Source organism: Methylobacterium sp. GXF4, assembly GCF_000272495.1.
Lineage (GTDB): Bacteria > Pseudomonadota > Alphaproteobacteria > Rhizobiales > Beijerinckiaceae > Methylobacterium > Methylobacterium brachiatum.
The window spans coordinates 62,318-81,106 of sequence record NZ_AKFK01000045.1; the positions used below are offsets into that span (position 1 = coordinate 62,318).

The window sequence follows — 18,789 nt, forward strand, 5'->3', positions numbered from 1 at the left end:
GAACAGGCCGGCCGAATCTGGTCTCGTAACCTGTGCGTCGTCTCGGAAGGGTAGCCCCGACGCAGCGCGACGCCCGCCCGGATTCAGGCGGCCCGGACATTGGCGAGGAAGCGATCCACCTCGGCCGCGAGTTGCTCGGACTGGCGCGACAGCCCGGTGGCCGAGGCGAGGACCTGCTCGGCCGCCGCGCCGGTCTGCCCGGCGGCCTGGGCCACGCCGGCGATGTTGCCGGTGACCTCCTGCGTGCCCGCTGTCGCCTGGGTGACGTTGCGGACGATCTCCCGCGTGGCCGCGCCCTGTTGCTCCACCGCGGCCGCGATCGTCGTCGCAACGGCGTTGATCTCCCGGATCCGGCCGGTGATCGCGCCGATCGCTCCCACGGCCTCGCCGGTGACGCCCTGGATCCGGCCGATCTGGCTGGCGATCTCTTCGGTCGCCTTGGCGGTCTGGCCGGCAAGTTCCTTCACCTCCGCGGCCACCACGGCGAAGCCCCGTCCGGTCGCGCCGGCCCGCGCGGCCTCGATCGTGGCGTTGAGCGCCAGCAGGTTGGTCTGCGCCGCGATCGAGGCGATCAGCTGCACCACGTCGCCGACCCGGGCGGCGGCGGCGCTCAACTCGGACACGAGGGCGGCGGTCTGGTCGGACTCGCCGACCGCCCGTTGGGCCAGGGCCGTCGAGTCCTGCACCTGGCGGCCGATCTCCTCGACAGTGCTGCCGAGCTGCTCGGCGGCGCTCGCCACGGTGTTGACGTTGGAGGCGGATTGCTCGGCCGCCGCCGCGACCGTGCCGGACTGGCTGGCGGTCTGCTGGGCGCTCGCGGTCATCTGCCAGGCCGTGGCCTGCAACTCGGTCGCGGCCGACGAGACCTGGGTGACGATGCCGGCGACCGCGGCCTCGAAGGTCTCGGCCATCTGGCGCATGACGGCCCGGCGCTGCCCCTCGGCACTGCGGCGCGCCTCCTCCGCCTCGGCTTCGAGCTGCCGGGTCCGGAGCAGGTTGTCCTTGAACACCTGGACGGCGCCGGCCATGGCGCCGATCTCGTCTCGGCGCTCCCGGGCCGGAACCACGACGGAGGCGTCACCGTCGGCCAGGGCGCGCATCGCTCCGGTCATGCTGCGGATCGGCCGCAGCACCCGCCGGACCACGACCAGCGTGCCAAACCCGGTCAGCAGCAGAGCGGCGATCAGGAACAGGGCGGTCCGCAACAGCGCGGCACGCGCCTCCTCGGTCAGCGCCTGGGCCCGATCGACCAGCGCGTCGAGCGCGGCTGTGGCCAGGTCGGCGATCGTGTTCACTTCGGCGGTGTGCCGGATGCGCAGGTCGTCGATGGACAGGCCGGTCGGCCGGCCCTGCGAGAGCGCCTCCGTGGCGGCCCGGCGGCGCGCCTCGGCCTCGCCCTCGAAATTGTCAGCCTTCGCCTTGCGGAAGGCGGCCCGGACCGTGTCCGATGCCTCGTCGGCGGCGGCCGCGACGACGCCGGCCCAGGCGGCGGCCAGCCGACCGCGCTCCTCGGCCGCGGCGACGACATCCGCCTGCGACCACGGGGTGCCGGCGGCGACGGCGGCTTCGATCCGCACGACCACGCCGCCGATCAGGGCCCGCGACGCCCAGGCGGCGCGTTTCAGGTCGAGATAATGCGCGAGGCTCGCATCCCCGCGCGGGATGACGGCGTCGACCGCGTCGTTCGTCGCCAGGAAGGCGTCGAGCAGCGCCTGCGACGCCTCGGCGATGGCCGGCAGCGTGCCGGCGGGTCGCTGCGCCGCCGGAACCGCGAGGGCGGCATCGACCTGCGGGCGCAGCTTGAGCGTGGCCTCGTAGGCGCGCTGCAGCGGCTCGACCTTCGCCAGCACCGTGGGCGCATCCACCTCGCGGGCGAGCGTCGCGAGCTGGGCGAGACCGGTCGCGATGGTGGCGCGCTGGGCGGCGATCAGCGCCGCGTCCTTACCGGGAATCGGCTCGGCGGCCTTCAGGGCCTGGAGCGTGCGGCCCCGCTCCATGCGGATGGCCAGGAGATCCTTGAGTAGCGTCCGGCTCGCCTCGGTCAACGCCACCACGCGATGGCTCTGGTCCGCCTGGACCTGGGCGTCACGCAGGGTCGAGACCCCCGAGGCAATCAGCATGACGCTCATCGAGAACAGGGTCGCGCACAGGATCTTGCCGATCGTCAGGGTCGTGAGCTCGAAGCCGGCGAACGTGAAGGGTTGCCCACGAGACATCGGAAGCGGTTCCATCAAGATGAAAATGCGTTGCCGGATGATTTTTGATCCTGTTTTAGAAAAACTCTAAAGATCTATCAGCGGCATAATCTCTCTGGACCCGAATCACGACGTTTGCAACACGAATGTGTGACACTTTCCATTGGTAAATACTGCACCGCAGGAATTACTTTGCCCTGGAAATGCGTCCGCTATCCTACTTGAGACCGATGCCGGCTCGGCCATCATTGCGTGGCCCATCCGCTGAGATCTGATTCTCCCGGCCGACTCCGCGTCGGGAGCAGAGGCCGACTTTCGTGCGGCCGGTACCGCACCGGCAATCGCTCCCGCGGAACCCGGGCGAGCGTCCCGTCAGAACAGCGCGAGCTGCGCCCCTGGCTTGCGGAACGCTGCCTCGTTCAGGGCCATCCGCCCGAAGGCGAAGCCGAGCCGGCCGCCGGCGAGACGAACCCGCTGGCCGATCATCTCGGCATAGGCCCCCTCCCCGCGGAAGCGGTGGCCGAAGCGGGGATCGTTCTCGCGGCCGCCCCGGGCCTGGCTCAGCAGCGCGAAGGCCCGGGCCCGACGCTCGGGATAGTGCTCGGCGAACCAATCGGCCACGAGGTCGGCGACCTCGCCCGGCAGGCGCAGCAGGGCATGGCCGATACGGCTCGCGCCGTTCTCCCGGGCGCAAGTCAGGATCGCCTCGATCTCGTGGTCGGTCAGCCCCGGGATGATCGGCGAAACGTTGACCATCACGGGCACGCCGGCCTCGCTCAGGCGCCGCATCGCGGAGAGCCGCTTCTCTGGCCGCGGCGCCCGCGGGTCGAGCCGCCGGGCGAGGTGCGGATCCAGCGTCGGCAGCGAGACGGCCACCAGCACGAGGTTCTCGGCCGCCATCTCGGCCAGGATGTCGAGGTCGCGCAGCACGAGGTCGGACTTGGTGGTGATGCCGACGGGATGGCGGGCCTCCCGCAGCACTTCCAGCACGGCGCGGGTGATCCGGTGCTCCCGCTCCACCGGCTGGTAGGGATCGGTGGCGGTGCCGAGCGCGATCGTCGCCGGCCGGTAGCCCGGCGCGGCGATCTCCCGTGCCAGGACCCGGGCGGCGTCGGGCTTGGCGACGATCCGCGATTCGAAGTCGAGCCCCGGCGACAGACCGAGCCAGGCATGGGTCGGCCGCGCGTAGCAATAGATGCAGCCGTGCTCGCAGCCGCGATACGGGTTGACCGACCGGTCGAACGGGATGTCCGGCGAGGTGTTGCGGGCGATGATCCGCGCCGTGTGCTCAAGGGTGACCTGGGTGCGCAGGGGCGCGGGGGCATCCGCCTCCCAATCGCCGTCCTGGAAGACCTCGCGCGCGGCGGCGTCGTAGCGGCTCGTGGGGTTGGCGGTGGCGCCGCGCCCGCGCCGAGCCTCCGGAGGCCGCGCGCTCGGGCCGAGGCGCAGGGACGCCTCGGGGGTGGATCCGCTCGGACTCTCTGCCATGTCGCGCCGCCTCGTTCCCCGCCCGGAACATAGCGCGAACGCAGACGCGGCCAGCGCCTTAATTTCAGGCAATGCCGCCCGCGCGGCAACTTCGATGCCCGGCATCACCGTCGAGATGCGGCGCAGCGGTTTACCGCCGCGCAAAATCGTCTATGGGCGCGCTCATGCTCTCCGCCGTGACCTATCTGGCCGACCCGGCCGATCCGGACGCGATCGACCGTCTGGCCGACACGCTCAGCGTGCTCGTATCGGGCGTCGCCGGCGGCCTGATCGGCGACGCGGTGATCGTGACCGGCCGGGAGAGCGAGGCGGCCGCCGCCATCGCGGACGCCACCGGGGCGACCCTGGTGCTGCATCGTGGCGCGAGCCCCTATGCGGCCGGCGCCGCGGTGGCCCGGCGGGACTGGGTGCTGTGCCTGGAGGCCGGCGACGTCCCGGCGGAGGGCTGGATCCGCACCCTCGACCGCTTCGTCGGCACGGCCCGTCCGGAGACCGGGCTCGGCCGCCTGCACCGCCCGGCCGCGGGCTGGATTGCCGGTCTGGTCGGCCGCATCGAAGCCGTTCTCGGCGCCCGGCGGGCCCGGCCCGGCGACGTGGTGCGGCGGGACGCGCTGCGGGCCGGCGCGGTGTTCGCGCCGCGCCTCAAGGTCAGGCCGCTGATCGCCCGGATCGACCGGCCCTGATCGACAGAATGTCGCAGCTCGACTTGCCGTTATCCGCGCACGCGCCGCGAAATTCCCTGGTGCGATGGCAGAAAACTTGCTGAACTGGAGCTTATAGGCGAGCGCCGCACCCGTTGCGCCGTAGGGAAGGATGGGCCGATGGACTCCTCGGGCCTGATGGGGCGGAAGTCCGTCGACGACATCCTGGAGAGCGGCGAGGGCGAGCAGCAGCTCTCGAAGACGCTCGGGGCGCTCTCGATCACCGCGATGGGGATCGGGGCGATCATCGGCGCCGGCATCTTCGTGCTCACCGGCACCGCGGCGGCGCAGTATGCCGGGCCCGGCATCATGCTGTCCTTCGTGCTCGGCGGCATCGCCTGCGCGTTCGTCGGCCTCTGCTATTCCGAGATGGCGGCGCTGATCCCGGTGGCCGGGTCGAGCTACACCTATACCTACGCGACGCTGGGCGAGTTCTTCGCCTGGCTGATCGGCTGGGACCTGATCCTCGAATACGCCATGGGCGCCGCCACGGTGGCGGTGGGCTGGTCGGGCTACGTCACGAGCCTGCTGAAGGATGTCGGCATCGTGATCCCGCCTCGGTTCGCGCACGCGCCGGGCACGGCGATCGACGGCGGCGGCACCGCCCTGTTCAACCTGCCGGCCGTGGTGATCGTCGCGCTGATCACGATCCTGCTGATGCGCGGCACCAAGGAATCGGCGCGGTTCAACAACATCATGGTGGCGGTCAAGCTCACCGTGGTGGTCGCGTTCATCGCGCTGGGCTGGGGCCATGTCGACACGGCGCATTGGAGCCCGCTGATCCCGCCGAACGAGGGCACCTTCGGGCAGTACGGCTATAGCGGCATCCTGCGCGGCGCCGGCGTGGTGTTCTTCGCCTTCATCGGCTTCGACGCGGTTTCCACCGCCGCCCAGGAGGCGCGCAAACCGCAGAAGGACATGCCGATCGGCATCCTCGGCTCGCTCGCCGTCTGCACCATCCTGTACGTGCTCATGGCCGCCGTCCTGACCGGGCTGGTGCCGTACAAGGAGCTGAACGTTCCCGACCCGATCGCCAAGGGGGTCGATGCCATCGGCATCGGCTGGTTCGCGTTGCTGATCAAGCTGGGCGCGCTCACCGGCCTGACCACGGTGATCCTGGTCCTGCTCTACGGCCAGAGCCGGATCTTCTTCACCATGGCCAATGACGGGCTGCTGCCGAAGCTGTTCGCCCATGTCCACCCGACCTACCAGACGCCCTATCGCAGCCAGGCGCTGATCGGCGCCGCGGTCGCTCTCGTGGCGGCGCTGGTGCCGATTCACATCCTCGGCGAGATGGTCAGCATCGGCACCCTGGCCGCCTTCATCCTGGTCTGCGGCTCGGTGATCTACCTGCGCCGGACCGACCGGCACATGAAGCGGCCGTTCCGGGCCCCGGCCGTGCCGGTGGTGCCCATCCTCGGCATCCTGTTCTGCCTGCTGCTGATGGTCGGACTGCCCCTCGACACATGGCTGCGCCTGGTGATCTGGATGGCGATCGGGCTGGTCATCTACTTCTTCTACGGACGCAGGCACTCGGTGCTGCGCCGCAAGGAGGCCAACGCCGTCACGCCGTGATGCTGGCGCCGCGCCGCAGGTGCTCGTCGAGCCGCGGCATGATCTCGACGAAGTTGCAGGGGCGGTGCCGGTAATCGAGTTGCTGCGCCAGGATGCCGTCCCAGGCGTCCCGGCACGCCCCCGGCGAGCCCGGCAGCACGAACACGTACGTCGCCTGCGCGACCCCGGCCGTGGCCCGGGATTGCAGGGTCGAGGTGCCGATCTTGTCGTACGAGATCCGGTGGAACACCGCCGAGAAGCCGTCCATCCGCTTCTCGAACAGCGGCTCCAGCGCCTCGGGAGTCACGTCGCGGCCGGTGAATCCGGTGCCGCCCGTGGTGATCACCACGTCGACCGCCGGATCGCGCAGCCATGCCTCGACCTGCGCGCGGATCGCCGGGACCTCATCCGGCACGATGGCCCGGTCCGCGAGCCGATGACCTGCGTCGGTGAGGCGCTGGCTCAGGGTATCGCCCGAGCGGTCATCCGCCATGCGACGGGTGTCCGAGACGGTGAGCACCGCGATTCCCAGCGGGATGAAGCGGCGTGTATCGGGCTGATCGGCCATCGTGGGGTCTCCGGACTCGAGCCGGGATATGGGCCCCCGCCCCGCGCTTGTCGCCCCCTCGGCTGCGGGCTGCCGCATCGGCAATGGGGATCTGGGCGCCCCTCCCGGGGCCGATCCCTCGAGGCCTCCGTCGGGTGCGCCGAACCGTTGCGGCCTGTTCGCCCGCTGTCGTCTGCGCCGGCATCGCGCCTATGAACTCGAATTAGCCGGCAAGCGCTCCGGAACAATGCGTGAGCCTCACATGAAGTTATTTTTAGAATGAAACTATTTTCAGCAGATCCGATCAAAGAAGATCACTCACGAAATCGTGTGCCCTGTGAAAAGAGGAGACATCTCTTCATCAATACGGCGCAACCAATCCCACAAAACCGCAGCCGAGACTGCATCCGTCAGGCGCGCTCCATTCAAGCGGCATGCCGCGGCGCTACGCCAAGTCATCGCCCGAACAATATAATATTAGACACAGACAGCCACAAAATCTTTGATTTTTCCCGCGACTCAGACCACTCTCTGTAGGCGACGGCGTCCGGACGAGTCACCGCCCGGTGGAGACTGACATAGGTCAGTCTTCCGCGTGCCGACGACGAATCGAGATCGTATTCCGGCCTCGAACGAACGACACCCCTCATGGAGTTTCGCGCGCGAATCGTGTTCTGACCTTCGCCTGCCGCTCGAACATATCGAGCCTGGAACGATGCCGTTCCGGACACGGGTCTTTGCTCTATACGCCCCTGATACGCGCTCAGGAATTCGCAGGCTTCGCCACCGGACCGACACGGAACGGTCGATGCTCGCACAGGTTCCCGGGCCCGAATGTTTCATCTCGGCCGAACGAACATCCACGACGCCAAGCAGGAGGGCGCGAGATGACCACGACATCAAGACGATTGGGGGTCCTCGGCGGCCTGAGCCGGCGTTCGACGATCGAATGCCACCAGATGATCAACCGTCACGTCTTGAGTCTAACCAATAACCGTGCCGCTGCGGACCTCGTGACCTGGAGCCTCGACCCGGACACGATCATTCATCTGCTTTCGAAAGACGGCTGGCCGCTGATCGTCGATCAGATCAAGGAGGCCGCCGCGAACCTGCTTCTCGAAGGCGTCGATGCCCTGATGATCGCCAGCGACACGCTTCAATGCGCGCTTGCGGAGGAACCGATCCATTTCGGCGTGCCCGTGATCCCGGTTCACGACGCGCTGGCCGATGAGATCCAGCGCCTGTCCCTGAGAAAAGTCGGCCTCGTCGGTACCTCGGCGACCATGAGCGGGCAGTATTACCAGGATCTCAGACAGGGATCCTGCAATCTGGATGTGGTGCTTCCGAGCCAGAACCTCTGGGTCAATATCGACTATTCAGTCTGCAATCGCATCTACAACGGCGAGAGCACAGTGCTCGAAGTCGATACCTATCACCAGATCATGTCCCAGTTCGAGGCGCAGGGCGTTGACGGGATCATTGTCGCCTCGCCGGAAATCGCCCTGGCCTTCAACAAGCCCGATCCGGTGCCCGTTCTGCACACGGCCCAGATCCATGCCGCGGCCGCAGCGCGATGGTGTGTCGCCGGCCGCGACATCCTGCGGCCCGCTATGGCGCACCACGACGAGGCCGGGCGCGCGTCGGCGGCATCCACCGACGCGGCTTCCAAGGACACGTCGAAGATTTCGTTCGAAGCGCTGCAGCCGCGCGATCTTCGCCGGAAACGCAAGCGGAAGGCCGGACGGTTGTCGGCCGCGGCCGCATCGGTCTCCGCCGGACAGCAGACGCGCAACTCGTAGCGTCGGGTGACGACCCGCGGGACATGACGTCCACCCGTGCGGTTCCCGGCCCGTGGACCGAGGCGGCAATCTGCAGACGCCTCGACTTGCCGCGGGCGCCGAACTGCGGTGTCTTCGTGCGTATCGGTGCCGAAGACACCGCAGTCCGGAACTCCTCCCATGCACATGTACGGCAATTGGCGCTCGGCCGCGGCCTTCCGGGTCCGGATCGCTCTGAAACTGAAGGGCATCGCCTACGAGGAGACCTTCATCGACCTCGATGCCGGCGACCAGCACAAGCCGGAATTCCGCACGATCAACCCGCAGGGCGCGGTGCCGGCGCTGTACGACGGCGACGGTCCGCCGCTGACCCAATCCCTGGCGATCCTCGACTATCTGGAGGAGACGCAGGGCGGCGTGCTCCTGCTGCCCGAGGAACCGCGAGCCCGCGCCCGGGTACGCTCGCTCGCGCAGGTCGTCGCCTGCGACACGCATCCCCTCTACGTGCCGCGGGTGCGCACCTTCCTGATGGAGGAATACGGGCTGCCCCGGGACCGGATGCTGGCCTTCCTCCGCAACGCCTTCGAGACCGGCCTGAAGACCCTCGAGACCCGGCTCGCCGCCGAGCCGGGGACCGGCCGCTTCTGCCAGGGCGACGCGGTGAGCCACGCCGACCTCTGCCTCGTCAGCCTCTGGGTTGGGACCGGGATCTTCGGGGTCGAAACGGCGGCCTACCCGACGGTCGCCCGGATCGCCGAGGCCTGCCTCGCCCTGCCGGAGGTCGCCGAGGCGCATCCCCTGCGCCAGCCCGGCGCCCCCGCCGTCTGAAGCGCGAGCCCGGATCCCGCCCCTGCGCGGATCGGGCCTGCCCGATCGGACGTGCTCTTATTCGATCGGGCGTGCTCTTGGCAGGCAGATGTGGCAATCGGGCGTCCGAGGCGTTTAATCCGGCCGGGGCGTCAATCCAGGCCCGTGGGGGAGAAAGGGTGTCGATGGTACCCGTCGAGAACGAGTCCGGCCTGCATCGTGTCGTCGTGGTCGGCGGCGGTGCCGCGGGGCTCCAGTTGGTGACGAAGCTCGGCGACAAGCTCGGGCGCGGTAAGCGCGCGCATATCACCCTGGTCGACCGCGCCCGCACGCATATCTGGAAGCCGCTGCTGCACGAGGTGGCGGCGGGCAGCCTCGATATCGGCCACCACGCCGTCGATTACCTGCACCACGCCCACATGCACGGGTTCCGCTACCGCATCGGCAGCATGACCGGCCTCGACCGCGAGGCCCGCACGATCCGGCTCGCCGCGAGCCACGACCCCGAGGGGCGCGAGGTCACGCCGGAGCGCTCGGTCCCCTACGACACCCTCGTGATGGCGGTGGGCTCGACCACCAACGATTTCGGGACGCCCGGCGTCGCCGAGCACGCCATCGCGCTCGACACCCAGGACCAGGCGGTGCGATTCCACCAGCGCCTGGTCAACGCGTCCCTGCGGGCCCACACGCAGGATGGGCCGGTCCGTCCCGGCCAGCTCCACGTCACGGTGATCGGCGCCGGCGCCACCGGCACCGAGCTCGCCGCCGAGCTGCACCGAACCTTCCGCCACGTGGTCGCCACCGGGCTGGACCGGATCGACCCGAGCAAGGACATCCACATCACCCTCGTCGAGGCGGCCGACCGGATCCTGCCGGCGGTGCCGCAGCGCCTCTCGGTGGAGGTGATGCAGCTCCTGAACAAGATCGGGGTCGACGTTCGCGTGAAGGCGCGGGTGACCGAGGTGCGCGCCGACGGCGTGCAGCTCGCCGACGGCACCTTCATCCCGTCGGAGCTGGTGGTCTGGGCGGCCGGCGTGAAGGCGCCGCCCTTCCTGCAGGGCATCGGCGGCCTGGAGACCACGCGGACCAACCAGCTGGTGGTCGCCCCGACCCTGCAGACCACCCGCGATCCCGATATCTTCGCGATGGGCGACTGCGCCTATCTGGTCGAGGCCGGCTCGGACCGGCCCGTGCCGCCCCGGGCCCAGGCCGCCCACCAGCAGGCCAGCCACCTGATCGGCCAGATCCAGGCCAAGATCGACGGCAAGCCCTTGAAGCCGTTCAAGTACAAGGATTTCGGCTCGCTCGTGTCGCTCGGCGAGTACTCGACGGTGGGCAGCCTGATGGGCTTCGTCCGGGGCAAGAACATGCTCATCGCCGGGCTGTTCGCCCGGATGATGTACCGCTCGCTCTACAAGATGCACGAGCGCGCGCTCCATGGCACCGTCAAGACGGCGCTCGACGCCATGGCCCGGGCGCTCACCCGCCGCACCGAATCGCGGGTGAAGCTGCACTGAAGCACCGTCCCGGATTCGATATCCGGGACGATGGTCTGAGCGTTGGAGCGGGCATCATCGCTTTCCGAGAGCCGGCGATTGCCTTTCGGGATGGCGCCCTATGGTTTTACCGGCACCCCGGCGATACGGGGGCCGCAACAGGGAGGATGACCGCATGATCCTGGTCAGCGTGATGTATCCGGCCGGCCCGAATTTCGACATGGGCTACTATCTCGGCCACCACATGCCGCTGGTGCGCGAGCGCTGGTCGGCCCTGGGCCTCCACGACGCAAAGGTGGTCAAGGGTGCCGGAACCCCGGACGGCGGCGCAGCCCCGTTCCAGGTGATGGCGCTGCTGACCTTCGAATCGGCCGACGCCTTCAAGAAGGCCGTTGCCGCCCATGGCGAGGAGATCTTCGCCGACATCCCGAACTTCACCACGGCCCAGGCCCAGGTGCAGCTCAACGACTTCGCGGAGAGCCCGTGATCGACATCGTCAAGGCGGTGCAGCAGGCCGATCCGAGCCTCGGCACCTACGTGGTCGTGCTGCGCGCCGACGCCCGGGCCCTCGACGGTCCGGAGCGGCTGACCCCCGAAGCGCAGGCCTGGATCGACGCGAACGCCCCCGGCGGCCGCCTCGCCCGGGTGCGCGTCCTGCTCGCCCCCTATCCGGGAGCGATGCCGGCCGAGCGGGACGTGACCGTCGCGGCCTTCGCGGATGCCCGCCAGCTCGCCGCCTTCGCGACGACCTGGACCGGTGATCCGCTGCCGGAAGCGGAAGAGCCGTAGGGCCGGCTCAGGCCGCCCGCAGCTGGCGGATGGCCCGGAGGGCCGTGGCCCGCTGCACCTCCAGGCGCCGGATCAGCGGCATGAGGTCGGCGCCCGCATGGGCGGCGGCCTCGACCTCGCGGCACAGGCTCGACAGGCCGACGAAGCCCAGCAGCCCGGCCGCCGCCACCATGGCGTGGGCGTCGTGGGCGATCTGAAGGCGATCGGTCTCGCTCGGCCGGAACCGCTCGGACAGCTCGTTGGCCAGAAGATCCAGCAGCGCGCCGACCTGATCCGTACCGAAGCTCATCTCCATGTCGCTGAGCACACCGGCGTCGAGCACCGCGGGATCGACCGGCACCCGGCGCCGTGTCGCCTCCTGGCGTGCCGGTCGGCGGGCCCCGGGAGCGGTCCAGCGGCTGATCGTGGCGAACAGGTCGGCCCGGCGGAACGGCTTGCCGACATGGTCATCCATCCCGGCCTCGCGCAGCTCCGCGACCTGTGCCGGCAGGACGTTGGCGGTCATTGCCACGATCGGGACGTCGCAGGCCGGCGGCGCCAGGGCGCGGATCCGGCGCGTGGCGGTGAGCCCGTCGACACCGGGCATCTGCACGTCCATCAGCACGAGGTCGTAGGGCCGCCCCTCGGCCACCGACAGGGCCACGGCCGTGATCGCGGCGCCGCCGTCGCCGGCCACCTCCACGCTGTAGCCCTGGGATTCGAGCACGGCGCAGGCGAGTTCCTGGTTGAGCGGCACGTCCTCGACGAGGAGCAGACGCAGCGGTGCCCGGGTCGGAAGCGCCCGGGACGTCTTGGCCGGCGGCGCGGATGCGGCCGCCGTCCCGGCGAGCCGGAGCGTAACCGCCGCCTCGGCGCTTCGCGGCAGGATCAGGCGGAACCAGAAGGTCGAGCCTTCGCCTTCCCGGCTCTCCATGCCGATCTCGCCGCCCATGAGCGTCACGAGGTGCCGGGAGATCGCGAGGCCGAGACCGGTGCCGCCGAAGCGCCGGCTGATCGAGCCGTCGACCTGGCTGAAGCGCTTGAACAGGCGCTCCTGCTGGGCCGGCGCGATGCCGATGCCGGTATCGGTCACGGTGAAGCGGACGACGTCGCCCGGGCCGCCATCGGGCGCGAGGCCCTCGCCCTCCCGCTGCACCGTGAGGGTGACCGAGCCTTCGGGGGTGAACTTCACGGCGTTGTTGAGCAGGTTGAGCAGGACCTGCCGCAGGCGGCCCGGATCGCCGACGACGACGCCCGGGAGCGCCGGGTCGATCTGCGCCTCGATCCGCAACCCGCTCCGGAGCGCGCTGCCGCGCACGATCGACACCGTGTCGTCGACGATCTGGACCAGCGGAAAGCTGACCGGGTCGAGGGTCAGCTCGCCGGCCTCGATCTTGGAGAAGTCGAGGATGTCGTTGACCACGGTGAGGAGCGCCGCCCCCGAGCTGTGGATCAGCTCCAGGCGTCGCCGGTCCTCGTCCTGGATCGCGCTCTCGTCGAGCAGCAGGTCGGCGTAGCCCAGGATGCCGTTGAGCGGCGTGCGGATCTCGTGGCTCATCGCGGCCAGGAACTCGCTCTTGGCCGCGCTCGCCCGCTCCGCCTCGGCTCGGGCGGCTTCGGCGTCGCGGGTGGCCTCCCGCAGGGCGGCCTCCGCGGCCTTGCGCTCGGTGATGTCGAGATGGAGGCCGACCATGCGCTGCGGCTGGCCCTCGGGGCCGAACTGCGTGCGCCCGCGCGCGTAGATCCAGCGCTCGCCCACCCGGAACTCGGCGACGAAGGGGCACGAGGTTTCCACCGCCCGCCGGATCTCGTTCCAGACGTCGCCGGCATCCTCGGGATGCAGGAGCGCCGTCCAGGCCGCCGCCGACATGGTGTGCGACCGACCGGTATCGGGCAGCCCGTGCATCCGCGCGCTCTCGAGGCTCAGGGTGGCGAACCCCGTGCGCATGTCCCAGTCCCAGGTGCCGGCATCGGCCGCGTCCAGGGCGATGCCCAGGAGCCCGCGCGCCTCCTCGACGGCGAGCCGGGCCGTGACGATGTCGTCGACGTCGAGGGCGGTGCCGAGCCACTCCACCACGGCGCCGTCTTCGGGGTCGAGATAGATCGGGATCAGCGAGATCTTGTGCCACCGATAGGCACCGTCATGCCGCCGGATCCGCCACTGGCCGCTATAGCCGATCCCGGTCTCGATCGCCTCCTGCCAGGCCGCCTCCATGGCGGCGGCATCCTCCGGGTGGTTGCGGGCGAGGCGCTCAGCCCGGTCCAGCCCGATCGGCCCGTAATAGGCGTGGAACTGGGCGTTGGCGTAGGTCGCCTGCCCGTCGCCGACCCGCATGGTCCAGATCAGGAGCGGCAGGGTCTCGGCGAGGCCGCGATAGCGCAGCTCGCTGCGGCGGACCTCGTCCTCGGCGCGGCGCCGCTCGGTCACGTCGATGAGCACCCCGATGAGGCCGGTCACCGCGCCCTCGCCGCGGCACAGGCCGCGCACGACCACGTCGCGAACCTCGCCGTCGGGCCGCAGCAGCCGCGTCTCGAAATCGAAGCTGGCGCCGCGGGCCACCGCGTCCGCGACGATCCCCTCGAGCCGCTCCCGGTCGTCCGGGTGATAGATCTGCGTGAAGGCGGCCTGCGGGGGCGCCGGTCCGCCGGGATCGCGGCCGGCGATCGCGTAGAGGCTCTCCGACCAGACCGGTTGCCCGTCGGCGAAGTCCACGCGCCAGTTGCCGACGCTGGCGAGCTGCTCGGCCATGGTGAGCTGGTGGTTGGCCGCCGCCTGGGCCTCCGCCCGGGCGTTGATCTCGCGATGCTGCTCCCGGATCAGGGCCTCGCGGACCGCCGCCTGCGCGATCTCGTGGCTGCGCTTCGCGTTGGCCTCGGTCAGCCGCAGATGGGCGATCACGATCTCGGCGAGATCGCGGAACGCTTCCGCGTCGGATTCCGAGAGCCCGTCCCGGGGCTCCGGGTCGATCAGGCAGAAGGTGCCGATCCGGATCCCCGGCGTCAGGCTCAGGGGAATGCCGGCGTAGAACCGGAACCCATCGGGCGCGGCGACCCCGGGCAGGTCGCGGAAGCGGGCATCGAGCCGGGTGTCGGGCACGACCAGCATGGCATCGCTGCGGATCGTGTGGTCGCACAGGCCGAGTTCCCGGGGGCTCGATGTCGGGACGTCGATGCAGGGAGTCTTCAGCCAGAGCTGGGTGTCGTCGATGAAGCCCACGAAGGCGCTGCGCACGCCGAACAGGCGGCGGGCGGTGCGGCACACGGCGTCGAAATGCGGCTCGGGGGACGTGCCGACGATGCCGAGGGCATCCAGGGTTGCAAGCCGCGCCGCCTCATCGTCCGGATGTACTCTCACTGCCGTCTCCGGGAACGGATCCGCCGTTCGCCAGCGTCCTCGCAGGAGCGATGCCGCGAGTGCGGCCACGTTTCAAGCGGGCCCTGGGTCGCGCGCGATCACGTTGCCCTGACGCGCGCCCCCGAAGGCACCGATCCGGGCATGCGCAGCCGGGCGGCCTCCAGGGCCCAGACCATGCCGAGCATCATGTAGACGTGGCGCCACTTCTCGATGTCGATCTGGAACGCCTGCAGGAAGAACATCAGCAGCGCCGGCCAGACGATCTGGGCATGCGCCCGGAACGGCGAGGGCCGCACCAGCAGGCGGAAGCCGACGAAGCTCGTGGCCAGCACGAGACCGATGAACACCGCGCCGCCGAGCCAGCCGCCATTGGCGAAGGAGCCGAGATAGGAATTGTGCGGCTCCAGCCCGAAGACGAGCCGCCAATGCATCGGCCCCATGCCGAACGGGCGCTCCAGCAGCATCGCCAGGCCGCGGATCTGGTTGCCGAAGCGGCCGGTCTCGCCCTGGTCGTAATCCTGGGCCAGGGAGGCCCGGGTCTCGAACATCTTGTGCACGTGCTCGACCGAGAGGAGCCCGATCACCGCGATCGCACCGAGCACCAGGGTGGCCAGCGTCAGGAGCACGATCCGGCGGCGCAGGCGGATCGAGCCGCTGCCGGCATAGACGGAGCCGACCATCAGCAGCACGGCCACGACGCTGCCGCCCCAGGATCCGCGCGAGAACGACAGGAAGATCCCGGCCATGATGATCAGCAGGCCGGCCAGCGCCACCAGCGGGCGCCGCGCGCTGCCGGTGAGCAGCCCGTGCATCAGGTAGAGGGCGCCGAGCGTCAGGAACGAGCCGAACACGTTCGGGTCCTGGAAGGTGCCCGAGGCCCGGTCGTACTTGTAGAACAGGTCCTCGATCCCGAGCCATTGCAGGTAGCCGACGATGCCGAGCGCGGCCGAGAACACGCAGCTCACCGTGTAGGCCTTGAGCGCCAGCTCCATCCGGGCATGCGTGTCGTCCGAAAAGAACATCGCAAAGAACACGCACGTGACCACGAGGTAGATCAGCTGGATCGTCCAGGTGACCGGGAATTCCTCGTTCATGTACGGAAACAGGGCGGTGACGATCGCCACGAGGTAGAGCAGCAGGAGCGCCAGCAGCGGCACCGCCCCCCGGTGCAGGCGCACGCCGAGGCAGAGCCACAGCAGGATCGTCGGGATCGCCACCGCGTCGTAGGGCGAGGTTTCCGAGAATGCGAAGCAGGCGAAGAAGATGAAGGCTGCAAACAGCGCCTTGGCCAGCCCCCGGACGACGCCGATGAGCAGAATCCCGGCGGCGAATCCCGACGGGATCGGGATTCCGGGCGCTGCGGTGTGAGCCATGGATACGCGGACTCCGCGGGCCGGTTACGCTGGCCCGCACGTCCGGTATCCATGACAGCCAATGGTTGAGAATGGGCTTCGCGGCGCCCCGTCCTCAGGGGCTCAGACGCGGCAACTCTCGAACCCCTCGCGGATCGCCACCGGATCGAGGTTGCGCCCGATGAAGACCACCCGGGACACCCGGGGTTCGTCCGGGCGCCAGTCCCCCTGGACGTCGCCGTCGAGGATCATGTGCACGCCCTGGAAGACGAAGCGCTTCGGCTCGTTCGGGAAGGCGACGATGCCCTTGCAGCGCAGGATATCGGGCCCCTGGACCTGGGTCAGGTTCGAGATCCAGGGCATGAACTTCTCCGGATCGACCTCGCCGTCGATCCGGGCCGAGACCGACTGAATCTCGGAATCGTGATGGTGATGGTGGCCCTCCTCCAGGAAATCGGGCTCCACCTCCAAGATGCGGTCGAGGTCGAAGGCGTTGCGCTCGAGGACGGCCTCCAGGGGCACCGCGCAGTTCTGGGTGCGGTGGAGCTTGGCCAGCGGGTTGATGCCGCGGATCTCGGCCTCGACCCGGTCGAGGTCTTCGGGCGAGACGAGGTCGCTCTTGTTGAGCAGGATCACGTCCGCGAAGGCGATCTGGTTCTTGGCCTCGGGGGCATCCTTCAGGCGGTCGGACAGCCACTTGGCGTCGGCCACCGTCACCACGGCGTCGAGGCGGGCGGCGTCGCCGACATCCTGGTCGACGAAGAAGGTCTGGGCGACGGGGGCCGGGTCGGCCAGGCCCGTGGTCTCGACGATGATCGCGTCGAACTTGCCCCGGCGCTTCACCAGCCCGTCCATGATCCGGATCAGGTCGCCGCGCACGGTGCAGCAGACGCAGCCGTTGTTCATCTCGAACACTTCTTCGTCCGCGCCGACGACGAGATCGTTGTCGATACCGATTTCGCCGAACTCATTGACGATCACGGCGTAGCGCTTGCCATGATTTTCCGTGAGGATCCTGTTGAGCAGCGTGGTCTTGCCGGCACCGAGATAGCCGGTGAGCACGGTCACCGGAATCTTGCCGGCGGTCGAACCCGATGGGGCGGAAGCAGAACTCATGTCGGTCATGGCGGATTCTTCGATCGGATCTGCGGGATGGGTCGGGCGAGCGGCCCGCGAGCGTTGTCATATTGTAACAAATCCCGGCGAAGGAAGATGGAGCCACACGGTTTCGCGACCTGGCCCCCCGATCGATTGCGGATCAGCCAAGCTTTGCTCTAGGCACGTGGTGCAGTCTGGGTCCTCCGCCCGGACGGCACGCCTCGACAAGCGACTCCGATCACCATGAAACGGCCGGGGTCCGGGCCGAAGCATGCCCTCGTCAGCCATCACGGTCCTTCGCCCGGACCCAGAAGACCAACCACATGGACGCCCGCAACCCGCTGGAACAGGACGAGGCTTTCGCCGCGTCCACGCACAGGCGCCGCCCGCCGCTGCTCCTGATCGTCCTGGTGCTGCTCGTGGCTGCGGGCGGCCTAGCGCTCGCGGTCTCGGACCGCGCCCGCGAGTCCGCCTCGGGAATAGCCGCGGCGCTGTTCGGATCGAGCAAGCCCGATGCGGGGATCGAGGCCGAGAAGGCCGGCGCGGTCGAGCGGGTGTTCCGCCCGACCAAGGAGCAGCGCGCCGCCTTCGAGATCCTGCCGGTGGCGACGCAGGTGTTCCGCCCGGAGGGCTCCGCGGAAGGCCGCATCGCGCTCAACGACGACGACAACGTGCCGGTGGTCTCGCCCTATGCGGGCCGGGTGACCAAGGTGCTGGCCCGGGCGGGCGACGACGTGAAGGCGGGCGACGTGCTGCTGACGCTCGAGGCCACCGACATGGTCCAGGCGCAGAACGACTACCAGGCCGCCCTGAACAACCTCCAGAAGCAGCAGGCGCTGCTGAAGCTCGACCAGACCATCGCGGCGCGCCAGCAGGAGCTGTTCCAGGCCCATGCGGTGGCGCTGAAGGATTATCAGTCGGCGCAGAACGACGTCATCGCCGCCCAGAGCGATCTCAAGACCGCCGAGGCCGCCCTCGACGCCGTGCGGAACCGCCTGCGGCTCCTGGGCAAGTCCGACGCCGAGATCGCCGCCTACGAGAAGAACGGCCGCCTGAGCCCGGAGACGCAGATCCGGGCGCCGATCGCCGGCACGATCGTCCAGCGCAAGGTCGGAACCGGGCAGTTCCTCTCGGCCTCGAGCGACCCGGTCTTCGTGATCGGCGACCTGTCCACGGTGTGGCTCGTGGCCAACGTGCGCGAGAGCGAGATCCCGAAGATCCGCATCGGCCAGGAGGTCGAGGCGAAGGTGGCGGGCTTCGGCGCGCGGGTGTTCAAGGCCCGGGTGAACTACATGGCCGCGAGCCTCGACCCGGCCACGCGGCGCCTCGCCGTGCGCAGCGAGGTCGACAATCCCGACCGCGTCCTGCGCCCGGAGATGTTCGCCACCTACACGATCATCACCGGCAAGGGCGAGCCCAGCCCGAGCGTGCCGCTGGCCGCGATCGTGTACGAGGGCGACCGCACCCATGTCTGGGTGGCCCGCCAGGACGGCGCCGTGGAAGCGCGCGACATCAAGCTCGGCGTGATCAACGGCGACAACGCGCAGGTCGTCGACGGCCTGCACGCGGGTGAGCAGATCGTGACCCGGGGGGCCCTGTTCATCGACCGGGCGGCCACCGGCGACAAGGCGTCCTGAGCGGGAATCCCGG

Annotated in this window: 14 protein-coding genes; 8 read left to right on the forward strand and 6 right to left on the reverse strand. The window is 69.5% G+C overall.

Annotated elements, in window-relative coordinates; all coding sequences use genetic code 11:
- Positions 1–83: 83 nt before the first annotated feature.
- Together WYO_RS04415 and WYO_RS04420 are read right to left on the reverse strand one after the other, a co-directional pair.
- Positions 84–2,216, reverse strand: coding sequence for a methyl-accepting chemotaxis protein (locus WYO_RS04415; protein WP_007559590.1), 2,133 nt, complete (start codon positions 2,214–2,216; stop codon positions 84–86).
- 351 nt (positions 2,217–2,567) lie between these two features.
- Positions 2,568–3,683 (reverse strand): PA0069 family radical SAM protein, encoded by a 1,116-nt coding sequence (locus tag WYO_RS04420; RefSeq protein WP_007559593.1) that lies wholly within the window; start codon positions 3,681–3,683, stop codon positions 2,568–2,570.
- Between the two features lie 164 nt (positions 3,684–3,847).
- Here WYO_RS04420 and WYO_RS04425 point away from each other — a divergent pair, with 164 nt between their 5' ends.
- Positions 3,848–4,366 (forward strand): hypothetical protein, encoded by a 519-nt coding sequence (locus tag WYO_RS04425; protein ID WP_039902273.1) that lies wholly within the window; start codon positions 3,848–3,850, stop codon positions 4,364–4,366.
- Between the two features lie 138 nt (positions 4,367–4,504).
- Positions 4,505–5,959: an amino acid permease gene (locus tag WYO_RS04430; RefSeq protein ID WP_007559597.1), complete on the forward strand. Its 1,455-nt coding sequence runs from the start codon at positions 4,505–4,507 to the stop codon at positions 5,957–5,959.
- Here the strand turns inward: WYO_RS04430 and moaB are convergent.
- Entirely contained in the window at positions 5,949–6,506 is a 558-nt protein-coding gene (moaB, locus tag WYO_RS04435) for a molybdenum cofactor biosynthesis protein B (protein WP_007559599.1), read from the reverse strand. The genes WYO_RS04430 and moaB overlap by 11 nt on opposite strands.
- Before the next feature lie 866 nt (positions 6,507–7,372).
- On the opposite strand from moaB, the gene WYO_RS04440 reads away from it, so the two are divergent.
- From WYO_RS04440 to WYO_RS04460, 5 genes are all read left to right on the forward strand, one after another.
- Complete coding sequence (locus WYO_RS04440; RefSeq protein WP_007559601.1) at positions 7,373–8,284, forward strand: aspartate/glutamate racemase family protein; 912 nt, start codon at positions 7,373–7,375, stop codon at positions 8,282–8,284.
- Positions 8,285–8,443: 159 nt separating this feature from the next.
- Positions 8,444–9,091, forward strand: a complete 648-nt coding sequence (gene maiA / locus WYO_RS04445) for a maleylacetoacetate isomerase (protein ID WP_007559603.1) — start codon at positions 8,444–8,446, stop codon at positions 9,089–9,091.
- Positions 9,092–9,255: 164 nt separating this feature from the next.
- Positions 9,256–10,587, forward strand: a complete 1,332-nt coding sequence (locus tag WYO_RS04450) for an NAD(P)/FAD-dependent oxidoreductase (RefSeq protein ID WP_007559605.1) — start codon at positions 9,256–9,258, stop codon at positions 10,585–10,587.
- Positions 10,588–10,741: 154 nt separating this feature from the next.
- On the forward strand, positions 10,742–11,053 hold the full coding sequence (locus WYO_RS04455; protein ID WP_007559606.1) for an EthD family reductase: 312 nt from the start codon (positions 10,742–10,744) through the stop codon (positions 11,051–11,053).
- Positions 11,050–11,355, forward strand: a complete 306-nt coding sequence (locus tag WYO_RS04460) for a hypothetical protein (protein ID WP_007559608.1) — start codon at positions 11,050–11,052, stop codon at positions 11,353–11,355. The genes WYO_RS04455 and WYO_RS04460 overlap by 4 nt, the downstream gene beginning before the upstream one ends.
- Positions 11,356–11,362: 7 nt before the next feature.
- Here WYO_RS04460 and WYO_RS04465 read toward each other — a convergent pair whose 3' ends face one another.
- From WYO_RS04465 to WYO_RS04475, 3 genes are all read right to left on the reverse strand, one after another.
- The gene (locus WYO_RS04465) at positions 11,363–14,689 is read right to left on the reverse strand and encodes a GAF domain-containing hybrid sensor histidine kinase/response regulator (protein ID WP_007559610.1); all 3,327 of its coding nucleotides are present in this window, start codon (positions 14,687–14,689) and stop codon (positions 11,363–11,365) included.
- 98 nt (positions 14,690–14,787) lie between these two features.
- Positions 14,788–16,062: an O-antigen ligase family protein gene (locus WYO_RS04470; protein WP_007559613.1), complete on the reverse strand. Its 1,275-nt coding sequence runs from the start codon at positions 16,060–16,062 to the stop codon at positions 14,788–14,790.
- Between the two features lie 102 nt (positions 16,063–16,164).
- Complete coding sequence (locus tag WYO_RS04475) at positions 16,165–17,166, reverse strand: GTP-binding protein (RefSeq protein WP_007559616.1); 1,002 nt, start codon at positions 17,164–17,166, stop codon at positions 16,165–16,167.
- A gap of 296 nt (positions 17,167–17,462) precedes the next feature.
- Between WYO_RS04475 and WYO_RS04480 the strand changes: the two genes are divergently transcribed.
- Positions 17,463–18,776 carry an efflux RND transporter periplasmic adaptor subunit gene (locus WYO_RS04480; protein WP_007559618.1) on the forward strand — a complete coding sequence of 438 codons (1,314 nt, stop codon included), beginning with the start codon at positions 17,463–17,465 and terminating at the stop codon, positions 18,774–18,776.
- Positions 18,777–18,789: the final 13 nt, after the last annotated feature.